The sequence below is a fragment of the Corynebacterium sp. UMB10321 genome (genome assembly GCF_030228725.1).
GTDB classification, from domain to species: domain Bacteria; phylum Actinomycetota; class Actinomycetes; order Mycobacteriales; family Mycobacteriaceae; genus Corynebacterium; species Corynebacterium pseudogenitalium.
The window spans coordinates 130739-154592 of record NZ_JASOZC010000001.1; the positions used below are offsets into that span (position 1 = coordinate 130739).

25 protein-coding genes are annotated in these 23854 nt (G+C 63.1%); 10 read left to right on the forward strand and 15 right to left on the reverse strand.

What is annotated here, in order from left to right:
• Positions 1-12: 12 nt before the first annotated feature.
• Positions 13-1557 (reverse strand): AMP-binding protein, encoded by a 1545-nt coding sequence (locus tag QP752_RS00555; RefSeq protein WP_284803953.1) that lies wholly within the window; start codon positions 1555-1557, stop codon positions 13-15.
• A gap of 67 nt (positions 1558-1624) precedes the next feature.
• On the opposite strand from QP752_RS00555, the gene QP752_RS00560 reads away from it, so the two are divergent.
• A complete protein-coding gene (locus QP752_RS00560; RefSeq protein WP_070363231.1) occupies positions 1625-2437 on the forward strand; it encodes a GDSL-type esterase/lipase family protein in 813 nt (270 codons plus the stop codon).
• A 7-nt stretch (positions 2438-2444) separates the two neighbouring features.
• Here the strand turns inward: QP752_RS00560 and QP752_RS00565 are convergent, their stop codons facing one another.
• The 11 genes from QP752_RS00565 to QP752_RS00615 form a co-directional block, all read right to left on the reverse strand.
• Positions 2445-3176: a thioredoxin domain-containing protein gene (locus QP752_RS00565; protein WP_284803956.1), complete on the reverse strand. Its 732-nt coding sequence runs from the start codon at positions 3174-3176 to the stop codon at positions 2445-2447.
• Positions 3169-3510, reverse strand: coding sequence for a DUF2304 domain-containing protein (locus tag QP752_RS00570; RefSeq protein WP_070477332.1), 342 nt, complete (start codon positions 3508-3510; stop codon positions 3169-3171). Before QP752_RS00570 ends, QP752_RS00565 begins: the two co-directional genes overlap by 8 nt.
• Positions 3507-4190 carry a glycosyltransferase family 2 protein gene (locus QP752_RS00575; RefSeq protein WP_070477755.1) on the reverse strand — a complete coding sequence of 228 codons (684 nt, stop codon included), beginning with the start codon at positions 4188-4190 and terminating at the stop codon, positions 3507-3509. Before QP752_RS00575 ends, QP752_RS00570 begins: the two co-directional genes overlap by 4 nt.
• Positions 4191-4203: 13 nt before the next feature.
• Complete coding sequence (locus QP752_RS00580) at positions 4204-4995, reverse strand: glycosyltransferase (RefSeq protein ID WP_070477334.1); 792 nt, start codon at positions 4993-4995, stop codon at positions 4204-4206.
• Positions 4996-5006: 11 nt separating this feature from the next.
• Positions 5007-5855, reverse strand: a complete 849-nt coding sequence (gene rfbA, locus QP752_RS00585; protein WP_070477336.1) for a glucose-1-phosphate thymidylyltransferase RfbA — start codon at positions 5853-5855, stop codon at positions 5007-5009.
• 4 nt (positions 5856-5859) lie between these two features.
• Positions 5860-6207, reverse strand: a complete 348-nt coding sequence (locus QP752_RS00590) for a hypothetical protein (protein ID WP_284803958.1) — start codon at positions 6205-6207, stop codon at positions 5860-5862.
• A 10-nt stretch (positions 6208-6217) separates the two neighbouring features.
• Positions 6218-7510: a dTDP-4-dehydrorhamnose reductase gene (gene rfbD, locus QP752_RS00595; protein WP_256000701.1), complete on the reverse strand. Its 1293-nt coding sequence runs from the start codon at positions 7508-7510 to the stop codon at positions 6218-6220.
• Positions 7510-8496, reverse strand: coding sequence for a dTDP-glucose 4,6-dehydratase (gene rfbB / locus QP752_RS00600; RefSeq protein ID WP_284803960.1), 987 nt, complete (start codon positions 8494-8496; stop codon positions 7510-7512). Before rfbB ends, rfbD begins: the two co-directional genes overlap by 1 nt.
• A 6-nt stretch (positions 8497-8502) precedes the next feature.
• On the reverse strand, positions 8503-9684 hold the full coding sequence (locus tag QP752_RS00605; protein ID WP_284803961.1) for a hypothetical protein: 1182 nt from the start codon (positions 9682-9684) through the stop codon (positions 8503-8505).
• Positions 9685-9700: 16 nt separating this feature from the next.
• Positions 9701-10840, reverse strand: a complete 1140-nt coding sequence (locus tag QP752_RS00610; protein ID WP_246814887.1) for an alpha/beta hydrolase family protein — start codon at positions 10838-10840, stop codon at positions 9701-9703.
• A gap of 604 nt (positions 10841-11444) precedes the next feature.
• Entirely contained in the window at positions 11445-12719 is a 1275-nt protein-coding gene (locus QP752_RS00615; RefSeq protein ID WP_284803962.1) for an alpha/beta hydrolase family protein, read from the reverse strand.
• A gap of 107 nt (positions 12720-12826) precedes the next feature.
• On the opposite strand from QP752_RS00615, the gene lpdA reads away from it, so the two are divergent.
• From lpdA to QP752_RS00655, 8 genes are all read left to right on the forward strand, one after another.
• On the forward strand, positions 12827-14239 hold the full coding sequence (lpdA, locus tag QP752_RS00620; RefSeq protein ID WP_284803963.1) for a dihydrolipoyl dehydrogenase: 1413 nt from the start codon (positions 12827-12829) through the stop codon (positions 14237-14239).
• 541 nt (positions 14240-14780) lie between these two features.
• Positions 14781-15554 carry a succinate dehydrogenase cytochrome b subunit gene (locus QP752_RS00625; protein WP_070363223.1) on the forward strand — a complete coding sequence of 258 codons (774 nt, stop codon included), beginning with the start codon at positions 14781-14783 and terminating at the stop codon, positions 15552-15554.
• 22 nt (positions 15555-15576) lie between these two features.
• Entirely contained in the window at positions 15577-17595 is a 2019-nt protein-coding gene (locus tag QP752_RS00630; protein ID WP_071573625.1) for a fumarate reductase/succinate dehydrogenase flavoprotein subunit, read from the forward strand.
• Positions 17595-18344 carry a succinate dehydrogenase/fumarate reductase iron-sulfur subunit gene (locus QP752_RS00635; RefSeq protein ID WP_070477350.1) on the forward strand — a complete coding sequence of 250 codons (750 nt, stop codon included), beginning with the start codon at positions 17595-17597 and terminating at the stop codon, positions 18342-18344. Before QP752_RS00630 ends, QP752_RS00635 begins: the two co-directional genes overlap by 1 nt.
• A 30-nt stretch (positions 18345-18374) precedes the next feature.
• Positions 18375-18743, forward strand: a complete 369-nt coding sequence (locus tag QP752_RS00640; protein ID WP_070363220.1) for a hypothetical protein — start codon at positions 18375-18377, stop codon at positions 18741-18743.
• Between the two features lie 71 nt (positions 18744-18814).
• Complete coding sequence (locus QP752_RS00645) at positions 18815-20095, forward strand: DUF445 domain-containing protein (RefSeq protein WP_284803965.1); 1281 nt, start codon at positions 18815-18817, stop codon at positions 20093-20095.
• Between the two features lie 13 nt (positions 20096-20108).
• Complete coding sequence (locus QP752_RS00650; RefSeq protein WP_145945274.1) at positions 20109-20498, forward strand: CGLAU_01105 family protein; 390 nt, start codon at positions 20109-20111, stop codon at positions 20496-20498.
• A 23-nt stretch (positions 20499-20521) separates the two neighbouring features.
• Positions 20522-20803, forward strand: coding sequence for a DUF2516 family protein (locus QP752_RS00655; protein ID WP_141742174.1), 282 nt, complete (start codon positions 20522-20524; stop codon positions 20801-20803).
• A gap of 6 nt (positions 20804-20809) precedes the next feature.
• Here QP752_RS00655 and QP752_RS00660 read toward each other — a convergent pair whose 3' ends face one another.
• The 3 genes from QP752_RS00660 to QP752_RS00670 are packed head-to-tail and all read right to left on the reverse strand — an operon-like array spanning position 20810 to position 22831.
• Positions 20810-21538: a DUF2993 domain-containing protein gene (locus QP752_RS00660; RefSeq protein ID WP_284803967.1), complete on the reverse strand. Its 729-nt coding sequence runs from the start codon at positions 21536-21538 to the stop codon at positions 20810-20812.
• Between the two features lie 5 nt (positions 21539-21543).
• Complete coding sequence (locus QP752_RS00665) at positions 21544-22362, reverse strand: class I SAM-dependent methyltransferase (protein ID WP_284804321.1); 819 nt, start codon at positions 22360-22362, stop codon at positions 21544-21546.
• Positions 22355-22831: a DUF2505 domain-containing protein gene (locus QP752_RS00670; RefSeq protein ID WP_070975192.1), complete on the reverse strand. Its 477-nt coding sequence runs from the start codon at positions 22829-22831 to the stop codon at positions 22355-22357. The genes QP752_RS00665 and QP752_RS00670 overlap by 8 nt, the downstream gene beginning before the upstream one ends.
• Between QP752_RS00670 and QP752_RS00675 the strand changes: the two genes are divergently transcribed.
• On the forward strand, positions 22793-23851 hold the full coding sequence (locus tag QP752_RS00675) for a UDP-N-acetylmuramate dehydrogenase (RefSeq protein WP_284803970.1): 1059 nt from the start codon (positions 22793-22795) through the stop codon (positions 23849-23851). The genes QP752_RS00670 and QP752_RS00675 overlap by 39 nt on opposite strands.
• Positions 23852-23854: the final 3 nt, after the last annotated feature.

Consider the following 23854-nt stretch of genomic DNA (forward strand, 5'->3'; position numbering starts at 1 on the left):
GCCGAATGCCCGCTACAACTCTCGTGGCACGACTTTGCCGGTGGCGTTGCGGGGTAGGGCGTTGACGAAGTGGACGTCGCGCGGAACGGAATGCTCGGCGAGGTGGTCGCGAACCCAATCCTGGACGCTGGCAGCCGTCAGCGCCTGGCCGTCTGGATCGTCAGCGCGGACGACCCAGACGGCGACGCGTTTGAACGTGTCGGGGTCGTCGACGCTGCCGACGTAGAGGTCGTCGATACCTGGCATGCGCTCGAGGACTGCTGCGACGGATTGGGGGTGGACGTTCTCGCCGCCGACGATGATCATGTCGTCGCTGCGGGACACCACGTGCAGGAGGCCCTGGTTGTCGAAGTAGCCGAGGTCGCCCATTTCGATGAGGCCGTCGATGGTGACCATGGGCGTGTCGGGGTTGGTGTAGCCGCGGAGGGCGGTTTCGTTGTTGAGGAAGATGCGGCCGACGGTGCCGGTGGGGACTTCGCGTCCGGCGTCGTCGTAGATGCGCAGGGTGGTGCCGGGTGGGACGCGGCCGACGCAGGTCGGGTCGTTGGCGACGGTGGTGGCGTCGGCGGCTGCGGCGAGGGCGAGTTCGGTGGAGCCGTAGATGTTGGCCACGATGGGGCCGAAGCGGTCGATGAGGCGTTCGGCGAGCAGTGGGGTCAGGGCGTTGCCGGCGGTGCCGATGAAGCGCAGGCGCGATGTGTCGTAGTGTTCATCCAGGTCAAGCATCTGTTTGAGGAAGATGGGAGAGGAGATGAGGCCGTCGCAACGGAAGTGCTCGAGTTGGCGGAAGGCGTTGGCGGGGTCGAAGACGCGCTGGGTGACGATGGTGCCGCCTACCCCGAGCGCGATGTTGAGCGCGGACCAGCCCCAGGTGTGGAACATGGAGGCGGTCATCTGGACGGTGTCGCCGGCGCGGAAGGGGATCGCCTCGAGGTAGCCGGCGGCGACGATGGGGAGGGTGGGCTCGGCGCGCAGGATGCCCTTGGGGATGCCGGAGGTGCCCGAGCTCATGAGCACGATGTCGCCATGTTTCGGAAACAGCGGCAGCGCGGCGTCGCCGCCACCCATACTTATCGACGCCAACTTCGCCCCATCAACCACTACCATGCCGGTGACCTTCGGGATGCGGGGCAGGAACTCGTCGTCGGTGAAGAGGATGTTGATGTCGTTTTCCTCGATACACCCGCGGAGCTGTTCGGTGGAGGAGCCGACGTTGAGGAGGAAGATGGAGCCGCCGGTGTAGCCTTTAGCGCCGAGTGGCAGGATGATGCCGCGGCCATTGCGGGCGATGACGCCGATGCGCGGCTGGTCGGTGACCGTAAGGATCCAGCGGGCCACGTTGCGCGCTTGGGTGCGGAGGTCGCGGTAGGTGAGGAGGCCGGCGTCGTCGATAAGGGCGGTGCGCTCGGGGGCGGCGAGGTAGCCCTGTTCGATAGCGCGGGCGGTGGTGAAGCGGAAGCGGAGCAGATTTGGTATAACCCCTAGCGCTGCTTTCGGGCTGTTGCCGAGGCTGATCATTCCGGCGCGGTGGGTGGCCCTGAGAAAGCGGAGAAACATTGCTCTATTCTATGACATCTGGCAAAGTAGGCGTAGTTCTTGTTGTAGATGTGAAAGAAGTGCACTTGTGTTTCGTAAGTTGACGGCGGCGATCGTCGCGACCGCGCTGGCCATTGTGCCAGCGCAGGCCACCGCGCAGCCGCGTAACATGGTGGTTTTCGGCGATTCAGTCATTGCCGACCCAACAGTCCACGACTGGGCGGCAGGAAAAATCGGCGCCACGCCACAAGGCTCCTCGGATGCGAAGGTCTGGTGCCCAACCGGTGCGAGGAATTGGGGCAAGCAGGCGGCTGCGCGCCTCGGGTTGCGGGCAATGGACTACTCCTGTGCCGGCACCGTTTCAACTCGCGTTGGCCCCTATTTCTCCCTGCAGGTTGACCGCGCGTTGCGCGACCGCGCCCTGAACCCGGCAACGGCCCGCGTCATCATCTCGACCGGCTTCAATGACACCTATTCGACCGGCGGCCGGTCCCCGGAGCAGGTGCGTCGCGCCTTCGTCGACGCGATGGTGCCGCAGGTGAACCGTATCCGGGCGGCGGCGCCGAACGCGCGCATCCAGATTGTCGGCTACCCGAAGATCACGCAGGGCGACCGCGTGTGCCTGTTTCAGCTGGGCAACAACATGCACGACGCCACCCCGATGCCCTTCGTGCAAGCGTGGGAGGACACCGCGCAGTGGATGCAGGTGGACCTGGCGCGCGCAGCGGGTGTCGAATTTTTGGACCTGAAGCCGTCCACGTGGAACAACAACATGTGTGCCCCGGACCACATCCGGATGTGGGCCGGGCTGGTCGATTTCGGCCCTTCGCCACGCAACATGCCGCTGCACGTGAACCAGCGCGGCCACGCCCACGTCGCGGACGTCATCGCGCATTCCTAGAAACTAGCTACTTGGCCAGCGCGTCCTCGATGGCCTGCTCGAAGGCCTCGTAAGGCTGCGCGCCGATGATTTCCTGGCCATTGACCAGGAAGGACGGGGTGGAGTTAAAGCCTGCACGCTGCGCTAGGTTGTTGGCGTCCTGCAGGGCGGCGTCGTACTTGTCGCTGGCGGCGTCGGCCTTGAACTTCTCCATGTCCGGCATGCCTGCGGCTTCAGCGAAGCGGACGAAGTCCTCCATGTCGAAGTCGGGGTGGCCTTTGGCCTTGATGGCCTCTGCCATGTAGGCGTCCTGGTACTCGAAGAATTTGCCTTGGTCGGCGGCAGCGCGGCCGGCGCGGGCTGCTTCGACGGCGGCCTGGCCGTTAACTACGAAGTCGTTGAACTCGATGCGCACCTTGCCCTCATCGACGTAGTTCTTGATGATCTGCGGCATGATGTCAACGTTGGCCTTGATGCAGAATGGGCAGTCCCAGTCGGAGAACTCGGAGAGGACGACGGGGGCGTCGACATCGCCGAGGGCCATTGGGTCGTTGGCGTCGCGGCGCTCGATCTCGGCGGCGGCCTCGTTCATAGTCGGTTCGGCGGCAGGCTCTTCGGCGGCCTGAGACGGTGCAGTCTGGGCGGTCTCCGTGGCGGGTGTCGCGGAGTTTGCGCCGATGACGTAGCCACCCACCCCGGTGCCGACCGCCAATACTGCCGTAAATGCCCACATCAGTGGTGGGATCTTGGTATCACTCATGGTGCTCCTTTGGTTGTTCTGCGTTTTGTAATGCTACCGCCCGCGCCAAACGAGCGTAGCGCAGCTCCTGCTCACGGAACCGGGTCCAGGTCGAGATGGTGGTGAAGAAGAACGCGATGATCAGCACGTACAGCATCAGGTCCGTGCCGCGGGCAACACCCAACCAGTTGGCAAGGATGGTGACGTCGTCGGGGCGCAGGATCGCCCAGATGGCGGCGATGAACATCGCGCCGAAGCCGATCTTCACCCACGCTTTCGCGTTCGCCTTTCGGCGGTTAGCAAAAAAGTAGAGCGCCAACAGGACGGTGGCGCAGATCAGTGCGAACTGGATCATGGGAGCCTCCCTGCCACGATGTTGTCGGCCAGGATGTTGACGCCGTTGATAAGCGACTGGCCCTTGCTCATCGAGTACTCCGTGTACAGAATCTCCACCGGCTCCTCGGCGACGCGCCACTTGCGTTGGTCGATCAGGGCGACGATCTCGGATGCGTGCGACATCCCGTTCATCCGCAGGTTCATCTCGTTGGCCACTTTGAGGTTGAAGGCGCGTAGGCCGTTGTGGGCGTCGCTCAGCCCGAGGCGACGAGTGCGTGGCGAGAGCAACACCACCGTGCGCAGCACCACGCGCTTGATCCACGGCACCTGCGAGCTATCTTGGCCGGCGAAGCGGGTGCCCACCACGATGTCGAGCGGCTCCGTGCGCAGGCGCTGCACCATGCGCAGCACGTCCTTGACCTGGTGCTGACCGTCGGCATCGAAGGTGACAAAGTACTTCGCCCCCGGCTGAGCCCGCGCGTACTCCACCCCGGTCTGGATCGCGGCGCCCTGCCCCAGGTTCACCGGGTGGTTGACCAAGTGAGCCCCGGCGGCGCGGATGGCGTCGGCAGAATTGTCGCGGGAGCCGTCATTGACGGCCACGATGTTCGGGAACGTAGCCCGCGCATGCTCAATGACCTGCTGGATAACGGGGCCCTCGTTATAGCAGGGGATGATGAGCCAAGTGTCGTCGTTCATGTTGACGCAGATGTTACCCGGCGCGGTGGAAAAGCTGCGCATAAACGCGCTTCAGCAGAGGCTTCGGCAGCAGGCGGTAGAGGGTGCGCACTGCGACGTTCACCATCGCGCGCGTGCGGCCGATCAGGCCGTAGCGCACCAGCCGGATCTGCATGTCTACCTCCGAGGTGAACATGTCGCTGCCGGTGCGGCGGTCGAACTGCTCGTCGGTGACACGGAAGTAGGTGAGTGGCTCCTGCATGTTGTACAGGGTGTAGCCGTCGGCGATGAGGCGCGCGAAGAGGTCGTAGTCCTCCATGAGGTGCACGTCCTGGTACCCGCCCACCGCCTTGACGTCCGCCGTGCGGTACATCACGGAAGGGTGGTTCATTGGCGAGTTCATCTTGGCGTAGTGTGCGGGGTGCTCGGGCAGGCGTCGGATGCCGCCGGTGCGCTCGCCGTCGAACTCCTGCACCGCAGTTCCCACCACGGACACCTCGGGGTGCTGCTGCAAAAACTCGAGTTGCCGCTCGATGCGCTGGGGGAACGCCTTGTCGTCGGAGTCGAGCTGCGCCACGAACTCGCTGTTGATCGTCTCCAGCGCCGCCTGCAACGCGGGGCCCGCACCGCGGTTTTCGGCGCAGCGCACCACGCGCGCCCCATACTTCTCGACGACCCCCTCGACCCCATCCGCCACCGGCCCATCAAACACGACCACGACCTCGTCCGCGGGGCGGGTCTGCTCAGCGAGGGACTGTAGCGCCTCGGCGAGCTGGTCAGGAACAGTGCCGTGGTAGGCAGACAGGAGCGCTGTAACGGTGGACATGGCTACCGATACTAGTTGCGTGCGGCGTCGAGAAGAAATGTGCCGTAGCCCGACTTCACCATGGACTCACCCAGGCTGACCAGCCTGTCCACAGAGATGAACCCCTGCTCGTAGGCGGCGACCTCCGGCGAGCCGATCACCACACCGGTGCGCTTCTGCAGCACCTCCACGTAGGCGGACGCCTCCGCCATGGAGTCAATCGTGCCGGTGTCCAGCCACACGTCACCCCTGTTCAAACGGTGGACCCGCAGCTGGTTCGCCTTGAGGTACGCCTCGTTCACGCTGGTGATCTCCAGCTCGCCGCGGGCACTCGGGGTGATCGTCTTCGCGATGTCCACGACCTGGTTGTCGTAAAAGTACAGGCCGACGACGGCGAAGTTGGACTTCGGGTGCTCCGGTTTCTCCTCAATCGACGTGGCCACGCCATTCGCGTCGAAGTCCACCACACCGTAGCGGTGCGGGTCGGAGACCTCGTAGGCGAAGATGGTGCCGCCGGTGCCGTCGTGGCTGAGGTCCAGGGCGCCGTCGAAAATGTTGTCACCCAGCACGAGCGCCACTGAGTCATCCCCGATGAAGTCCTCGGCGATCAGAAACGCCTGGGCAAGCCCGTCGGGGGAGGGTTGGATGCCGTAGTGGAGCATGATGCCCCAGTCGGAGCCGTCGCCGAGGAGGCGCCGGAACGCGGGCGCGTCCTCCGGCGTGGTGATCACCATGATCTCCCGGATACCAGCGCTGATTAGCGTGGTCAGCGGGTAGTAGATCATGGGCTTGTCGTAAATCGGCATCAACTGCTTCGAAATACCCTTCGTAATCGGGTAGAGCCGGGTGCCGGACCCGCCGGCCAGAATGATGCCCTTCATCGACTTAGCGCTTCGGCAGGATCTTATCCAGCGGCAGCTTCTCGATCACAGCCAGCACCGTGGTCAGAATGCCCATGATGAACAGGACGAGCGCCGGGGTGGACACGTTCGACGTGTCGCCCGCGGACAGCGCCATCGCCGGGTCCGTCGGAGCGGTGTTCGTCGTCGTGGTGGCCTCAACCGTCGGGGTGACCGTCGTCGTCACCGTCGGGGTGACGGTGACCGTGGCGGCTGCCGGGGCCGAAGGGGCAGACGGGGTCGAAGGAGTAGAAGTCTGCGTGGAAGCGAACGCCGGGGTTGCCACCACCAGTGCCCCCGCCACCGCGAGAGCTGCAAGAGAAGTGCGATTCATGCAGTACAACCTACCCAAGATAGAGCGCCAACGCAGCTCTCCAGTTCATGGGGGCAAAGCCCGTCGCCTTGATCTTGTCCAGCGCCAGCGTCGATTCCGCAGGCCGTGGCGCCTTGTCCCCGTACTCCTCCGAAGTTACCGGGTGTACCTGCGCGGGGTCCTTGCCCATCCCGATGAATACCGCCATCGCGATCTCGTCGCGGCCCACCGAATCCCCATCCGAAGTGATGTTGTACACCCCGTACGCAGCCTCGTTGGCCAGCAGGTGGCGGATGCCCTTCGCCAGGTCCTCCGCCGACGTCGGCCGCCCGCGCTGGTCCTTCACCACCCGCGGCTTTGCGCCGGCCTCCGCGAGGGAGCGCATCGTCGCCATGAAGTTCGCGCCGTCCCCGAACACCCAGGACGTCCGAACCACGTAGTGCCTGCGCGCCACCTGCGCCGCCGTCTCCCCGGCAGCCTTCGACGCCCCGTAGCGGCTCAGCGGGCTCGGCAGCTCCTCCTCCGTGTGCACCTGGTGGGTGCCGTCGAAGATGTAATCGCTGGACACGTGCACCAACACCAGGTCGTGCTCGTTGGCCGCCCGCGCTAGCTGCGCCGGGGCCTCCGCGTTCACGCGCCACGCGCCCGCCGGGTCGTCCTCCGCACCGTTGACGTCGTTGTACGCCGCGCAGTTGATCACCGCCCAGTACTTCGACCAGTCCACCCCCTCCAGCTTCGTGATGTCCAACTGCTCCCGCGTACAGAACTCCGCCTCATCCGGCCCGTAGAGCTCCTGCAGTGCCCGGCCCAGCTGGCCGTTCGCGCCCGTCACGAGGATTCTGCGCTGGGGGACTGGGGTGGCGTCGACAAGCATGGGGTGGGTGAGGTCAGCCTGCGAAAGCTCCGTGGGCTCCAGCGGCCACTCGACCTCCCTGTAGGAGCAGTAGGCGTAGCGCGCGCCGGGCTGGTAACGCTCGTTGACCAGGTAAATGTACGTCGTGCCGTCCTCGAGCGCCTGAAAGCCGTTGGCCACCCCGCGCGGCACGAACACCGCCGTCTCCGGGCCGATCTCGCAGCTGAACGTCTCCCCGAACGTCTCCGATCCCTCTCGCATGTCCACCCACGCCCCGAACACGCGGCCCGACGCCACCGACACCCACTTATCCCACGGCTCCGCGTGCATGCCGCGAGTCGCCCCGCGCCGCGCGTTGAAACTCACATTCTGCTGCACCGGCACCAGCTTCTGCCCGGCCCAGTTCTCCTTGAACCAGCCGCGGTTATCGCGGTGCACCGCAAGCTCGTGGACTTCCAACCCAGCAATCATTACTGTCCTCTCGCTTCGTATCGCTTCTCGACGTCCCCCTTCGCCCCTTCCCACCACCAGCGGTTCTCGCGATACCACTCGATGGTTTGCTCCAGCCCATCGCGCAGATCTTCCGTGTAGCGCGGCCGCCACCCAAGCTCCGTGGTGAGCTTCGTGGAGTCCATCGCGTAGCGCTGGTCGTGGCCGGGGCGGTCGTTGACGTGCTCGTACTCGCCGCCCATCAGCTCACAAATCATCTCGATGACCTGCTTGTTCGTGGTGTGGTCATTATTCGCGCCGATGTTGTACGTCTCGCCCAGCTTCCCGCGCTCCAGGATGGTCAGCACGGCGTCGTTGTGGTCGTCGACGTGGATCCAGTCGCGCACCTGCGCGCCCGTACCGTACAGCTTCGCGGGCTGGCCGCACAGGATGTTCGTGATCTGGCGCGGGATGAACTTTTCCACGTGCTGGTACGGCCCATAGTTGTTGGAGCAGTTCGAAATCGTCGCGTTGATACCGAAGCTGCGGATCCAGGCCCGCACCAAATGGTCCGAGCCGGCCTTCGTCGCCGAATACGGGCTCGACGGCTTATACGGCGTCGCCTCCGTGAACTTCTCGTTGCCCGTCAGTGGCAGGTCTCCGAACACCTCGTCCGTGGAAATGTGGTGCAGCCGCGCCCCGTGCTTCCGCACCGCCTCCAGCAGCACATACGTGCCGATCAAATTCGAGTGAATAAACGGCGACGGGTCCTCCAACGAATTATCGTTATGCGACTCCGCCGCGAAATGCACCACCACATCCGACGCCCCCACCAAGTCACCCACCAGCGCCTCATTAGCGACGTCCCCCTCCACCAACTCCACGTCCAACCCCCGCAGATTCGCCGGGTTGCCCGCATACGTCAGCTTGTCCAGGACCGTGACCTTGTAGTCAGTGCGCTCGGTAACCATCCGCACGAAATTCGCGCCGATGAAGCCCGCACCACCAGTGACCAGCATTGTTCCCATGGGCTTCTACCTTAGCCGGAGCGCCACCAAATGTACCGCCGCCCCCGCCAACGGGCCTGCGAACAGGGCCGTGACCACGACGGAGTGGACGTCGACACCCACGAGCCGCGGCATCACCCCCAGCACCGCGAACGCCACCGCCGTCGCCGTCAGCCACCCCGCGACGTACCAGCCGTGCCGCTCCAGCGACAGCACCGCCACCCCCGTAATGATCAGCGCGCCCATAAACGCCGACGCGAACGTGAGCACCCCAAGCGTCAACCCATCGACGTAAAACTCCGGGTCAAACGCCAGTTTTAGAATCCACGGGCCCACCGCCCATGCCGCGGCGAAGCCCACAACGCCCAAGCCGAGCACGGCAGCAACCGGCTGCACCAACGCCGCAAACAACGCTTCTCGACGCTCCACAAACCTCACCACCAGCGCCGACTGGAACCGCTGCAACGGCACCAACACCGGCGCCCGCGTCAAAATCACCGCGTTCATAATCGCTGCCACCGACAACTCAGGGAATGCCGCGTTCACCGCCGTCGGGAAGCCCGTAATCAACGCCGCCGACGCCCCCGACGCCACCATCGCCGTCAACACCCGGCGCACAAACACCCCACGATGCACATCCAGCGGCACCCGCAAATGCTCCCGACGCAACACCACCAGCCAACTCAACGCGCCGACCACCGTAATCACCAAAAACGCAGGCAGGCCCCACCCCAGCGCCCACGCCAGAAGCGCCAACACCAGCCGCACACCCGAATCCAGCGCCACCAGCGCCGCGTAGCGCTCCCACAACTGCGCCCCCGACAGCACCCCGCCCAGCACCGCCTGGAACACGTACATCACCAGGCCAACCTGCAGCAGGGCAGTGGCCGTCAGCGTACTTCCGGGAACAACGGTGCCAATGAACAGTGCGCCCGCGACCGTTGCCGCGACGACCACCACCAGCGCCGTCCACGCCCCCAACCGCCACGGATTCGCCGAACCCCGCCGGCCATCCTCGCGCGCCGCCGCGACGGCACGCGTGGTCTCGTGGGTGAGGCCGTCGATAAGCCCGGTGGACGCGAAGAACAACCCCCAGTACGCAGCGAAGTAGCGGTAGGCCGAGTCGGCGTCGAGTGCCTTCGACGCCACCCACAACACCACAAAGCCACTGACCGCCGCGAACAGCGTGGCAAAAGAAAGGTGCTTCACCTGGCGTTACATCGCCTTACATTCCGAACGACGGCGCGATCGTCGTAAACCACGCCTTGTGCAGATCCTCGCGCCAGTACGGCCACGAGTGCGTCCCCGCATTCCGGAACTCATACTGCGCCGGAATATTCAAGCCTTCCAGCTTCGCGCGCAAATCATGCGAACACTTATTAATCGCAGCCTCAATCACGCCGCCCTCAACCTGCAGAATCGCCGAACCGACACTCGCCGCAGGCTGCGGAAGCCCCTGGCCAACCAAGTAACTCACCTGATCCTGGCGGCCCGCCAGGCCCGTGCCCGTCGAAATATACAAGCGGGTCCCGCGCAGCTTCTCCGCATTCACAAGCGCATCGTTATAGCGGTTATTCGGGCTACCCATCGGCCCCCACATCATCTCCGGCGTCACCGTCCGGTAATCCAACGTTCCCGACGCCCGGTTCACCGTAATCCGGCCAAACTGGTACGCCTCAGGCGTCGACGTCGCCGCACACCCCGAGAAGGACGCCGCAGACTTATAGAACCCGGGGTAGTGCGTCGGCAACACCAGAGACGTGGTCCCCGACATCGAGAATCCCACAATCGAACGGCGATTCTTGTCCGCCCCCAGCAGCCCCTCAATCGGCCCCGGCAACTCCTTGACCAGGAACGTCTCCCACTTCTGTGGGCCGTTAATGTAGCGCGAGCGCACATTGTCACTCACCCAGTCCGTGTAGTACGAAAACGCGCCCTCCTGCGGAATCACAACATTGACGCCCTTGCCTGCGAAGAACTCGCGAGCATCACTCATGCTCAACCAGTCCTGGTGCTGCTCCGCACCACCAGCGCCGTTGAGCAGGTAGATCGTCGGCGCGTTCTGTACGCGCTGCCCCGCAGTATTCGTCGCAGGCAACACCGCCACCGGGATATCCCGGCGCATCGACGGCGAATACACCAAGAAGCTCAACACCTGCTTATGGTCAACCTTCTCGACCCACTTCTGCGGCTTCCCGTCCGTCTTCGCCAACGGTGGATTCGCAATTGCGTTCCAGGGCTTCACCGTACCCACGGGCTGGGCCGATGCTGTTGGCGTAACTGCTGGGATCGCCTGGAGTGCCGACAAAGGAATGGCCACAGCCATCGCTGTAGCCACAACCGAACGAGTGATGCGCTTCAACATGGAAGCCATCCTACTTTACAGATGTGGCAATTGGGGCTTCTGGTGTCACTTTGTTCGGCGTTTCGTGCAAGAATGTGGGAAGTATTTCGTTCTTACAGAATTTCTCTTTGAAAGAAGGTAGTTGCAATGAACCCGATCGAGTCCATGCAGGTCGCCATCAATAACGTCCTCGGTGAGCTGATCCACTTCGGCTCCTCGACGTCTTCCACCATCGCATACGGCATGGGCCTGTTCTAGAGGCTCGGCCCGCTTGAACCCGTCGCGCCACCTGTTGTTGGGTGGGCGGCGGGTTTTTGTGGTTCGTGCAGGGCGCTGCGCACCAAATTCCTTAATTTTTGGGGGCAGGTTTGTGTTTCCCCAGGTCGCCGAGTGGGCGTGAGGGAATTTGGTGTCTTGTGGAAACGCTGGAGTGCCAAAGGGCGCAACCTTATTTAGGCTAGACATTCAAACCTGCAGGTGAGAAAAGCGCTAGATGTTAAGGGTTGCGTCCTTTGGCACTGGTCGACCAGGGGGGCGCACCAAATCCCTAGTTTTCGGCGGGATGGTTTGCGTTTCCCCAGGTCGCTGAAGGGAGCGTGAAGGAATTTGGTGTCTGGGGTGGGGGCTACAGCCCAAGCGCCGGCTTGATGGTCTGCTTCCAGGACAGCTCCAGGTCTTCCTTCCAGATACGCCATGAGTGGGTGCCGGTGGCGCGCAGGTTGGCGTTGTAAGGGATGTCGTTGGCTTTCAGCTTGACCAGCAGGTCGTGGGTGCAGGCGTTCATGGCGGCTTCGATCACGCCGCCCTCGACGATGAGGGTCTGGGCGTTCGCGGAGGCCTGGACGAAGTCCATGTCGCGGGTCTTGCGGAGGAAGCCGACAGTGTCGCTTTCGGCGAAAAGGCCCGTTGCGCTGGAGATGTACAGCTTGGTGCCCTTGAGCTTCTCGGCGTTGACGAGGGCGTCGTTGTGTCGGTTGTACTCGCTGCCGGCGCGGCCCCACATCTCCTCGGGCTTGGCGCCGCCGCGGTTGACGGTGAGGTTGACCCAGCCGTTCGGGATGCCGGTCGAGGTTGCCGCGCAGCCAGAGAAGGAACCGACGGCGGCGTAGCGTCCAGGGTTGTGCTCGGCAAGGAGAAGTGCGGAGGTTGCGGACATGGAGAACCCGACCACGGCGCGCTTGTCGTTGGCGTTAAGGTAGGGCTCGATGGCGTCGGGAAGCTCGGAGCCCAGGAACGTGGACCACAGCTGTTTGCCCTGCAAGTAGCGGGAGTTCGGCTCGTAGAGCCAGTCGATGTAGTAGGAAAACGCACCCGCCATCGGGATAACCACGTTGACCGGCTCGTCTTCGAAGACCTTCTTCACTACGGTGCCCGCTTGCGCGATCCAGTCGGTGTCCTGCTCGGAGCCGCCGGCGCCGTTGAGGAGGTAGACGGTCGGTGCGTTCGGCACGCCAGCGCGGATCACGCCGACGGGGATGTCGCGCTCCATAGCGGGGGAGTAGACGCTGAGCTTCTCGGAGCCCTTGATGCCGTCGATGTTAGTGAACCAGTACTGATCGCCGCCGCTGGGTTTTTGCGGTGCGGTTTCCAGCTTCTTTACGCGCGCGATGGCATCGTTTGTGGTCTCGGCACCCTCGGCTGTGGGGATGTCGGCGTCGTCAAGCGTGGGTTCGGTGCTGTCTTCCTCGACGACTTCGACGACCGTCGTTTCCTCAACCTTGGTTGTGGTCGTGGTGGTCTTCGAGGAAGAGGTCGTTGTCGCCTCATTTATCGACGTTTCCTCTACGCTCTGGGCGGCAGAAATAGTCGTTGCCTGTTCGGATGGTGCAACGGCATACCAGCCTCCTGCAGCGATCGCCACGGCGGCGGCTCCGGCGATGGCTGGGCGCGCAATATTCACGGGGTGCTCCTCAACTATTTGTAAGCGGTGAAGGGGGTCCTTCAAGCATTCTATTAAAGTGTCCGATATTGAAGCGAAAACGTTACAAGCAACGTATTCTATGTGGCGTGACTAAAGAGCATTATGACGTTGTTGTCCTCGGCGCTGGCCCTGGTGGCTATGTCGCCGCCATCCGAGCAGCGCAGCTGGGCCTGAAGGCTGCGGTGATTGAGAAGCAGTACTGGGGAGGTGTGTGCCTCAACGTTGGGTGTATTCCGTCGAAGTCGTTGATTAAGAACGCGGAGATCGCCCACATCTTTAACCATGAGGCGAAGACGTTCGGCATCAAGGGTGATGTCGAATTCGATTACAAAGACGCCCATAAGCGCTCCCGCAAGGTCTCCGAGAAGATCGTCGGCGGCGTGCATTACCTGATGAAGAAGAACAAGATCCAGGAGATCCACGGTGTTGGTTCCTTCACCGACTCCAAGACGATCGAGATCACCGAAGGCGACGACAAGGGCAAGACCGTTACTTTCGGCAACTGCATTATCGCGACAGGCTCCGTCGTGCGCACCCTGCCAGGCATCGAGTTGAGCAAGAACGTTGTGTCCTTCGAGGAGCAGATTCTTAACGAGGACGCGCCGAAGTCCATGGTTATTGTGGGTGCGGGCGCTATCGGCATGGAGTTTGCGTACGTGCTGTCCAACTATGGCGTGGACGTCACCGTTATCGAGTACATGGATCGCGTCCTGCCGAACGAGGACAAGGACGTGTCCAAGGAGATCGCGAAGGCGTACAAGAAGCTCGGCGTCAAGCTCATGACCGGCCACGCAACCACCGCGGTGCGCGACAACGGCGACTCGGTCGAGGTGGACGTCAAGAAGAATGGCACCGACAAGACTGAGACGCTCACCGTTGAGCGCGTCATGATCTCTGTCGGTTTCGCCCCGCGCGTCGAGGGCTACGGCCTGGACAAGGCTGGTGTCGAGCTCACCGAGCGTGGCGCCATCGCTATCGATGACCGCATGCGCACCAACGTAGACGGCATTTACGCCATCGGCGACGTCACCGCGAAGCTGCAGCTCGCGCACGTTGCGGAGGCCCAGGGCATCATCGCCGCCGAGACCATCGCGGGTGCCGAAACCCTCGAAATCGAGGACTACATGATGACGCCGCGCGCCACCTTCTGCAACCCTCAGGTTGCTTCCATGGGTTACACCGAGGAGCAGGCGAAGGAGAAGTGGCCAGACCGCGAAATCAAGGTTGCGACCTTCCCGTTCTCTGCGAACGGCAAGGCAGTCGGCCTGGCTGAGACCGCGGGCTTCGGCAAGATCGTCGCCGACGCCGAATACGGCGAGATCCTCGGCGCTCACCTGGTTGGCGCCAACGTTGCCGAGTTGCTGCCGGAGGTCGTCCTCGCACAGCGCTTTGACCTCACCGCCGGCGAAATCGCGCGCTCCATCCACATTCACCCAACCCTGTCTGAGGTACTGAAGGAAGCGGCCCACGGCATCGAAGGCCACATGATCAACCTGTAGCCTTTTTCTTCTCGACGCCCGGTCCCGCCTGTTGGTGGGACCGGGTTTTGCGCTGTGTGGGTGGGGTTCTCGCTCAGTTGCCCTGCCTTCGCGCCTTCATACATTGCTCCGGTTGAGGCGTTAGAGGAGTGCGATGCTGGTCGCCTCTTTTGGCTGACCCTATCCGATTTTTGCCGACCTGCATCGCACGCTCCTAAGCCCACGCTTCGAACGTTTTGGGGCGCGCTGACGGGGTAGTAAAAGGACCGCTCACCCTCCCATTTCCCGATGTTTGAAGCAGACTCTTGACTACCGACCTTTGGGGGTAGTTCGAAGATTTTATAGACGTTACGCGCAGGTCGTGAGTAACATCACAAATTAGGTTTACCTTGGTTTGTTCTCATACTGAATATGTGCAGGGTGTCGCCATGCTTAAAATTTCGAAAATCTGCCAAGCGCGTCCAGGCGGTGAATTTTGGGTGAAAATCAGGCGAAAGAAACATGCTCTGACTAGGCAATAGTGAAGAATGGTGCCTAAAGTGGTTACGACACTGGAGGTGCCATGACTGTACAAAAAACAGACCGTGAAGCAATTCGTCACGGAAAAATTACTGAGAAGCCGCTACGAGAGCGGCCAGGGTTCCCAACATGGGCAGTAAAGCTCGAGATGGCCATCACTGGCCTCATCTTCTCGCTCTTCCTTCTTGTTCACATGGTGGGCAACCTGAAGATTTTCATGCCGCTCAAGGCTGATGGCGGCGCACACATTGATGATTACGGCGAGTGGTTCCGTACGTTCGGCGAGCCGCTGTTCCCGCGTGGGGGATTCCTATGGATTCTCCGCATCGTGCTGCTGACGTGCTTGATCCTGCACGTGTATGGTGCGTTCACTCTGAAGAAGCGTTCCGCCGAGTCGCGCGGTACGTTCAAGCGCACGAACCTGATGGGGGGCTGGCAGTCCACCGCGACGCGTTGGATGCTGGTGACCGGCGTCATCCTGCTGTTGTTCATCATCTTCCACATCCTGGATCTGACCGCGGGCACGGTTGTTGCTTCTGAGCAGTTCGTTCATGGCAATGTCCGTGACAACCTGATTGCAACCTTCGCTCCTGAGCGTTGGTACGTGACCCTGTTCTACCTGGTTGCCATGCTGGCGCTGCTGCTGCACCTGACGCACGGTGTGTACTTGGCAGTTTCTGACCTTGGATGGCTCGGCGAGCGTGGGCGCGGCGTAATGGTCGTGTTGGGGTACGTACTGCCGTTCATCGTTGTTCTTGGAAACGTCATCATGCCACTGGCCATCATGGCTGGTCTTATCCCGGGGTACACCCGCTAACGGCTGATTAGGAGAAACTTTAATGACTACCTCTTTGAACCAGACGCAGGACGAGGTGTTCCGCCAGCCGGAGTCCTCGGCTCCTGGCGTCACCATTGGCCGCATTCTTGATAATGCAATGCCGGACCGCCACAAGGTTCGGATGAAGGACATGTGGGAGTACCAGAAGGACCACATGCAGCTGGTGTCCCCGCTGAACCGTCGCAAGTTTAAGGTGCTCGTTGTTGGTACTGGCTTGGCTGCCGGTGCTTCTGCCGCCGCGTTGGGCGAGCTGGGCTATCAGGTACAGGTCTTCACGTACCATGACGCCCCTCGTCGTGCACACTCCATTGCAGCGCAGGGTGGCGTCAACGCCGCTCGCGGCAAGAAGGTTGATAACGACGGCGCGTACCGCCACGTGAAGGACACCGTCAAGGGTGGCGACTACCGCTGCCGTGAGGCTGACTGCTGGCGCCTGGCCGTCGAGTCGGTCCGCGTGATTGACCACATGAACGCGATTGGTGCTCCGTTCGCGCGTGAGTACGGTGGCTCCTTGGCTACCCGTTCCTTCGGTGGTGTGCAGGTCTCCCGTACCTACTACACCCGTGGCCAAACGGGCCAGCAGCTGCAGCTGTCCACCGCTTCGGCGCTGCAGCGTCAGATCCACCTGGGCAACGTTGAGATCTTCACGCACAACGACCTGATCGATCTGATCATTACTGAGGAAGACGGCAAGAAGCGTTGCCGCGGTATTGTTACCCGCAACCTGATTGACGGCTCCCTGACCCCGTTCACCGGCCATGCTGTTGTGCTGGGTACTGGTGGTTACGGCAACGTGTACCACAAGACCACGTTGGCGAAGAACTCGAACTCCTCCGCGATGATGCGTGCGCACGAGCTTGGTGCGTACCTGGCGTCGCCGGCGTTCATTCAGTTCCACCCGACCGGCCTGCCGCTGAACGCGAGCTGGCAGTCGAAGACGACGCTGATGTCCGAGTCCCTGCGTAACGACGGCCGCATCTGGACCCCGAAGGAAAAGGGCGACGACCGCGACCCGAACACCATCCCAGAGGACGAGCGCGACTACTTCCTGGAGCGTCGTTACCCGGCGTTCGGTAACCTCGTGCCACGTGACGTTGCGTCCCGCGCGATTTCCCAGCAGCTCAACGCTGGCTTTGGCGTTGGCCCGCTGCACAACTCGGCGTACCTGGACTTCAAGGATTCCATCGAGCGCCTTGGTGAGGACACTATCCGCGAGCGTTACGGCAACCTCTTCGAGATGTACGAGGACTCCACCGGCGAGAACCCATACAAGGCCCCGATGCGTATTGCGCCGACGGTGCACTTCTCCATGGGTGGCCTGTGGACCGACTTCAACGAGATGACGTCTATCGACGGCCTCTTCGCAGCAGGCGAGTGCTCCTGGACCTACCACGGTGCGAACCGCCTGGGCGCGAACTCGCTGCTGTCCGCATCGGTCGACGGCTGGTTCACCATTCCGTTCACGGTGCCGAACTACCTGGCGGATCACCTGAACGAGCCGGTGTACGCAGAGGATGCACCTGCATCCGTTGAGGCTGTACAGCGTGCGCAGCAGCGCATCGACAGCCTGATGAACATCAAGGGCTCCGACCCGCACGGTCCGGAGTACTACCACGTCAAGCTGGGCGAGATCCTCTACCTGCACTGTGGCGTGGCACGTACCGCCGACAGCCTGCGCGAGGGCATCGACAAGATCCGCGCACTGCGCGATGACTTCTGGGCGAACCTCCACATCCCAGGCCGCGCTGATGAGATGAACCAGGTCCTCGAGGCTGCGCTTCGCCTGGTTGACTACATCAACCTCGGCGAGCTGATGTGCATCGACGCACTTGACCGCGACGAGTCCTGTGGTGCTCACTACCGCATGGACCACCTCACCGAAGACGGCGAGGCCCGCCGTGACGATGAAAACTGGTGCTTCGTTTCCGCATGGGAGACCGTGGGCAACGACCAGTTCGTGCGTCACGCTGAGCCACTGTACTTCGATTCGATCCCACTGATGACGAGGAACTACAAGTAATGAAACTGACACTTGAGATCTGGCGTCAGGCCGGACCCGAAACTGAAGGCCACTTCGAGACCGTCGAGGTGCCGGACGCAGTTGAGCAGATGTCTATCCTGGAGCTGCTTGACCACGTCAACAACCAATTTGTTGAGGAAGGCAAGGAGCCTTTCACCTACGCTTCTGACTGCCGCGAGGGCATCTGCGGTACCTGTGGTTTGACCATCAACGGTCGCCCACACGGTGCGGACCAGAACGTCCCTGCATGTCTGCAGCGCCTGGTGAACTACAACGACGGCGACACCCTCAAGATTGAGCCGTTCCGCTCCGCTGTGTTCCCGGTAATCAAGGACCTCGTGGTTGACCGCTCCGCGCTCGACCGCGTGATGCAGCAGGGTGGCTACATCTCCGTCTTCCCGGGTACCGCCCCAGACGCAGACACCCTGTCCGTCAACCACCACGACTCCGAGCTTGCGCTCGACTACGCAGCCTGCATCGGCTGTGGCGCTTGTGTGGCTGCGTGCCCGAATGGCGCCGCGCACCTGTTCACTGGTGCTAAGCTGAAGCACTTGAAGCTGCTGCCACTGGGCAAGCTGGAGCGTAGCCGTCGTGCACGCAAGATGATCGACGAGTTGGAAACCAACTTCGGTCCTTGCTCCCTGTACGGCGAGTGCGCAGACGTCTGCCCTGCAGGCATCCCGCTGGACGCGGTTGGCGCGATTAACGCCGAGCGTGTCCGCGCGGCCGCCCGCGGCGGCGACGACTAAACAGAGAATAAAACGAGGAAGGAAACAACGATGGCGTCCCAACATGCTGTAGCTGATATCCGCAGTGAATCGTTCCCTGAGTATGAGGGCAAGATTCAGGACCTGTACGTCGAAGGCTACGACCCGGTGTCGTACTCCGCGCCGCACTCTTCGCTGCTGCGCTACTCCACGTGGGTAGCGATGGGCCTGATCTTGGCGTCACTGTTCGGTATGGGGCTTGCCATCTGGGGCGCAACTGTTGGCACGTACGGGTATGGTGCGTCTGCTGAGGTCAGCAGCCAGCTCATCCTGTACGGCCTCGTAGAGGCGGTTGTGACGTTAGTGCTCGGCGCGTTCCTTATCGTGAAGGGTCGCGCGGCCTACCGTCAGTACCGCGAGCAAACCGGTCGCGTCAACTAGCGGCTACCTCCAGGTCTCCCCGTCACCACGCTCAATATGGTGGCGGGGAGATTTTTGCTTTAATCAAGTGCATGGCTACACACGCGTTAATGGAGCTCACCGAGGCGGACGAACAGCGCCGCAGGACACTGCGGAAGTACAAGATCGGGGTGACGGCCCTGCTTGGGCTGATGGCCGTGATCTTCCTGACGTGTTCGTGGTGGCAGTCGCAGGGCACCGCGCCGTTGTGGGTGGGGTACGTGCGCGCGGCGGCGGAGGCCGGGATGGTTGGCGGGCTGGCGGACTGGTTCGCGGTCGCGGCGATCTTTAAGCACCCGATGGGGCTGCCTATCCCGCACACGGCGCTGGTGCCGAACAAGAAGGACCAGGTGGCTGACGCGCTGAGTGACTTCGTGAGTGAGAACTTCCTCAACGCGGAGACCATCACCGAGAAGGTGATGGCGGCGGGCATCCCGGAGCGTGCCGGAAGGTGGTTGTCGCTTGAGAAGAACGCGAAGCGGGTGTCGGAGGAGGTCGGCAAGTTTACGGTCAAAGCCGTCGAGGCGGTCGACCCTGCGGAGGCTGAGGAGTTCCTCAACTCGCAGGTCATTGACCGGTTCGCGGAGCCGATCTGGGGCCCGCCGATCGGGCGCGCGCTGGAGGGCTTCATCGCGGACGGCAAGATCGAGCCGGTGGTCGACGACATCGTCGCCTGGGGCAACGAGCGCCTCGCCGGCATGGAGGACGCCATCGTCCGCACCATCGATGAGCGCATGCCCGCTTGGGCCCCGAAGTTCGCCAAGGACCTGGTCGGTGCGAAGGTCTATAACGAGCTGGTGGCGTTCATGGCGGACGTCGATAAGGACAAGGACCACGAGGCTCGCCGAGCTATTCGACGCCAAATCAACCAGTTCGCGCAGGACCTGCAGTTCGACGGTGCCATGATTACGCGAGTGGAGGAGCTGAAGGCGGATGTGATGGCGTCGAATGCGGTGCAGAACGCGGCCGCGGGGCTGTGGGGGCAGGTGTCGGCGGCGATTATTGAGTCGGCGTCGGATCCGGAGAGTTTGGTGCGTCGAAAGATAGCCCTGACGGTGCACGAGTGGGGCGAGAAGCTAGTCAACGAGCCGGCGACGCGTGAGGCGGCCGAGCGTAACCTGCAGAAGTGGACGCACTTCGCTGCGGAGAACGGTGCGGGGCAGATCGTCGGCATTATTTCGGAGACTATTCAGAAGTGGGACGGGCAGGAAGCCGCCGACAAGATCGAGCTGATGGTGGGCAAGGACCTGCAGTACATCCGCGTGAATGGCACGGTTGTGGGTGCATTGGCCGGACTTGTTATATACGCTGTGTCACAGTTGCTGTTTTTCTAAAAGGAGAATGATGATGTCTGAGAACAATTCTGGTCTGCGCGATATTGCGGATGCGTTGCTGGTTGCTGGGCAGTCGGTCGGAGAGGCCGTCGGCAAGCTGGGCGGCGATGTGACTGAGCAGCTGAAGCAGGCTGTGGACAACGCTCGTAGCACGTTTGACGGTGCGGGCGATGACAAGGAGCTGAAGGACGCAGTGTCTTCCTTTGCGAGCGACGCCGAGTCCATCGTGCGCAACATCGGTGATTCCGCGGAGGCCGGCGAGGCTAAGGATGCGTTCAAGCTGGTCGCTGAGGAGATCCGCGATGCGTTCGGCAACATTGACGCTGATGACGCGAAGCAGCGCATCGAGTCCGTGGTTGCGCGTGTGCAGGAGCGCGTCGCTGACCTGGGCGGCAAGAAGTAATGTCCCTCACTGCTGAGCAGCTGATCATGTCGCTGCCCGTGATGGCGAACGCGCTGCTGTTTTGGGTGCTGGCCATCGCGGGCATTGTGGCGGCGGTGATGGCGGCGTCGACGCGCCCGGACGCGTTTGAGGCGGCGGGGCGTCAGTCGAAGGGCACGTGGGTGGCCATTCTGGCTGGTTCCGCGTTCGCTTGCATGCTGTCGTTGCCGTTCGTGGCGTGGATTGGCGCGGTCGCCATCGGTGTGTACTACTTCGATGTGCGGCCGCAGATCAACAACATTTTGCGGGGGAATTACGGCTGGTAAGCAGGCCTACTGCTGGTAGGCCTGGAGTTCGGCGAAGTCCACGTTGTGGCCCTGCATGGTAACGCGGAGGCCGCCGGGGACGACGTCGAAGCCGGTGATGCGCATCGTCTGATCGGTGTACTCGGTCACGCCGTTGGTGAGTGCCTCGGTAATCGCGGAGGAGATCTCATCCGGCAGCGTGTTGCCGAACAGCGAGGTGTCGACGGCCTGGACGGAGAACCCGCCGGCGTCGTCAATTTCGGGGTGAAGTGAAACCGCAGCGGCGCCACCGCTGAACTCGACGGTGAATGTGCCGTCCTCGGGGGAGGTGGTCACCTCGGACACGTTGATGAGCGCGGAGAGGAAATCGCTGCCGATGTTCTGCTGCAGCTGCGTGTTCAGCATCGCGCGCACGAACTCGCTCGGAACCTCGGTGGTGGCGGTCAGGGTGTCTGCGACGGACTTGCCGCTGGCGTCGACCTTGATGGAGTCCATCTCCACGGTGGAGGCCGGCTGGCCGGTGGTTTCGTCGCCGTTGACCACCAGTGTGGATGGCGTGGTCACCGTGACGTGCGGGATGGTGCCGCGCAGCATGCCCAGCGTCAGGGGGGAAGCGCCGAAGGAAACCTCGGTGCCCTCCGGGGCTTGGTCGCGCATCTGGCTGCCGATGTAGGCGCGTGAGCCGGCTTCGGCGGCGATGAATAGGACCAGGATGGCGGCGAGGATGCCGATCAGGACTTTCCAGACGGTTTTCATGCGCACTAGTGTAGCGATTCGTCCCGTGGCGCTACAGCTGCCCAGTCGACGGTGACGGTGTTGTCGCTGAGTCGGCGGCGCACCGGGGCGATCGGCCAGTCGCGGGCGAGCGCCTCGCGGGCGTGGCGCCACCGCACCCGGGGGCCGTGCGGCTCCCAGCCGGCGGCGTGTTCCCAGGCGGAGTCGGCGTCGCGAAGAAAGTCGTGGATGGGCTCGCCCGGAACGTTGCGGTGGATGAGCGCCTTCGGCAGGCGTTCGGCCAGGTCGCTTGGCGTGGCAACGTCGAATGGGTCCCAGGACAGGGTCAGTGTTTGGGGGCCGGTGGCGTCGAGAAGTACCCAGGTGCTGCGGCGGCCGAGCTCGTCGCAGGTGCCCTCGATGAAGAGACCGCCGGGGGCGAGCTTGGAGGTGACGGTGCGCCACACGTCGGGGACTTCCGCGACGTCGTACTGGCGCAGCACGTTGAACGCGCGCACAAGCTGCGGCTGGTAGCCGGCGAGCTCGAAGCCGCCGAGCTCGAAGCGGACGCCGTCGCGCGGCGGAAGTACCCGCTCGGGGTTGATCTCCAGGCCCACGACCTCGACGTTGGGGTTGATGCGCCACAGCCAGCCCGCCCACTCGCAGGTGGTGGTGTGGGAGGCGCCGTAGCCGACGTCGAGTGCTAGTGGGGTTCCTTCGCGCAAAAGCGAAATGACCCGCGCGTTGTGGCGGGTCCATCGATCGCAGCGTCGCAGCCGGTTGATGCCAGTCGTGCCCCGGGTGATGACCCCGTAGGGCTGGCCGTGGCCCGCCTGCGAGCGCAGATTGTGGTGGTGCTTAGAGATTGTTGGTGATCCATTCCTCGGTGAGCTTCGCCTCGTTCTCGACGATCTCCTCGAGCGCCTCAGCAACCTTCGGCTCCAGCGCAGCGCCCATGAACGGGATGTCTACCTTGGCCTCGTTGTCGTAGGCCAGGGAGGTGGTGTCGCCGTTGTCGGTCAGCGTGATCTCGCCGCCGAAATCGACCGGAGTGCCCTTGACGTCACCGGTGAAGGTGATCGGGTCCGTGCCGGTGTTGACGGTGCGCTTCAGCTTCAGGTCCTGCGAAATCATGGCCTGCGCTGCCTCAGGCAGGATGGACTTCGGCAGGATCTCGAAGAGGACGGCAGTGGAGCCGTCGAACTCGTGGAGCTCGCCCGGTTCGGGGGAGAGCTTCTCCGCGATGAACGCCCAGTAATCCTTGCTTGCAAAGGCGTCGCGCACCTTCTGGGCAGGATGGTTGATGGTTACGGTGATTTCACTACGTGCAGTCATAGTGAACAGACTACCGTTGATGGGGTGTCTGATACATCTTTTGCCTCAATGACAACTCTGCGCGTCGGCGGCACCCCCGCTGATGTGATCCGCTGCGACACCGCAGAGGACCTCGCTGCGACGGTCGCGCGTCTCGACGCCGCAGGCGCGCCGCTGCTCGTCGTGGGCGGCGGCTCCAACTTGGTGGTCGCCGACGGCCCGCAGGCAGTCACTGCTGTGCTCGTGCGCAACGCCGGCATCGAACTTATCGACGCCACCACCCTCCGCGTCGGCGCCGGCACCGTGTGGGACGACGTGGTTGCCTACGCCGTGGAGCACGGCCTGGCGGGCATTGAGGCCCTGTCCGGCATCCCCGGCTCCGCTGGGGCCACCCCGGTGCAGAACGTGGGGGCCTACGGCGCCGAGATCGCTGACGTGCTGCACCGCGTCCGCCTGTGGAACCGAGAGACCGGCGTGGACGAGTGGGTCACCCCGGAGTCGTTGGAGCTGGCGTACCGCTACTCCAACCTGAAGTTCACCCACCGTGCTGTGGTCCTCGAGATCGAGCTGAAGCTGACCGAGTCGGACCTGTCGGCGCCGCTGCGCCACCTCGGCGGAAAGCGGGTCCCACTCGCGGAGGCACGCGCATCCGTCCTGGAGACGCGCCGGTCAAAGGGCATGGTGCTCGACCCGGCCGACCACGACACCTGGTCCGCGGGCTCCTTCTTCACCAACCCGGTGGTGGACGCCTCGGTGGCGGACGCAATCGGTATTGAGGGGATGCCGCGCTACCCACAGGAGGACGGCCGCGTGAAGCTCTCCGCCGCCTGGCTCATCGAGCGCGCCGGGTTCCCACGCGGCCACCCCGGCGAGCACGCCCCGGCCCGCCTGTCCACCAAGCACACCCTGGCGCTGACGAACCGGGGCAACGCCAAGGCCGACGACATCGTGGCCCTGGCCCGCGACGTGCAAGCCGGTGTGGAGCGCGCATTCGGCGTCCGGCTGGTGCCGGAGCCGGTGTGGGTCGGGATGTCGATCTAATCA

Bases quoted from the DNA above. Each gene is read 5' to 3' on its own strand.
- rfbB (WP_284803960.1), bottom strand. From the start codon at position 8,496: ATGGGAACAATGCTGGTCACTGGTGGTGCGGGCTTCATCGGCGCGAAT.
- QP752_RS00575 (WP_070477755.1), bottom strand. From the start codon at position 4,190: ATGAACGACGACACTTGGCTCATCATCCCCTGCTATAACGAGGGCCCC.
- QP752_RS00580 (WP_070477334.1), bottom strand. From the start codon at position 4,995: ATGTCCACCGTTACAGCGCTCCTGTCTGCCTACCACGGCACTGTTCCT.
- QP752_RS00570 (WP_070477332.1), bottom strand. From the start codon at position 3,510: ATGATCCAGTTCGCACTGATCTGCGCCACCGTCCTGTTGGCGCTCTAC.
- QP752_RS00635 (WP_070477350.1), top strand. From the start codon at position 17,595: ATGAAACTGACACTTGAGATCTGGCGTCAGGCCGGACCCGAAACTGAA.
- QP752_RS00630 (WP_071573625.1), top strand. From the start codon at position 15,577: ATGACTACCTCTTTGAACCAGACGCAGGACGAGGTGTTCCGCCAGCCG.
- QP752_RS00675 (WP_284803970.1), top strand. From the start codon at position 22,793: ATGGTTGATGGTTACGGTGATTTCACTACGTGCAGTCATAGTGAACAG.
- rfbA (WP_070477336.1), bottom strand. From the start codon at position 5,855: ATGAAGGGCATCATTCTGGCCGGCGGGTCCGGCACCCGGCTCTACCCG.
- QP752_RS00555 (WP_284803953.1), bottom strand. From the start codon at position 1,557: ATGTTTCTCCGCTTTCTCAGGGCCACCCACCGCGCCGGAATGATCAGC.
- QP752_RS00650 (WP_145945274.1), top strand. From the start codon at position 20,109: ATGTCTGAGAACAATTCTGGTCTGCGCGATATTGCGGATGCGTTGCTG.
- QP752_RS00610 (WP_246814887.1), bottom strand. From the start codon at position 10,840: ATGTTGAAGCGCATCACTCGTTCGGTTGTGGCTACAGCGATGGCTGTG.
- QP752_RS00670 (WP_070975192.1), bottom strand. From the start codon at position 22,831: ATGACTGCACGTAGTGAAATCACCGTAACCATCAACCATCCTGCCCAG.
- QP752_RS00565 (WP_284803956.1), bottom strand. From the start codon at position 3,176: ATGAGTGATACCAAGATCCCACCACTGATGTGGGCATTTACGGCAGTA.
- QP752_RS00640 (WP_070363220.1), top strand. From the start codon at position 18,375: ATGGCGTCCCAACATGCTGTAGCTGATATCCGCAGTGAATCGTTCCCT.
- rfbD (WP_256000701.1), bottom strand. From the start codon at position 7,510: ATGATTGCTGGGTTGGAAGTCCACGAGCTTGCGGTGCACCGCGATAAC.
- QP752_RS00625 (WP_070363223.1), top strand. From the start codon at position 14,781: ATGACTGTACAAAAAACAGACCGTGAAGCAATTCGTCACGGAAAAATT.
- QP752_RS00590 (WP_284803958.1), bottom strand. From the start codon at position 6,207: ATGAATCGCACTTCTCTTGCAGCTCTCGCGGTGGCGGGGGCACTGGTG.
- QP752_RS00645 (WP_284803965.1), top strand. From the start codon at position 18,815: ATGGCTACACACGCGTTAATGGAGCTCACCGAGGCGGACGAACAGCGC.
- QP752_RS00660 (WP_284803967.1), bottom strand. From the start codon at position 21,538: ATGAAAACCGTCTGGAAAGTCCTGATCGGCATCCTCGCCGCCATCCTG.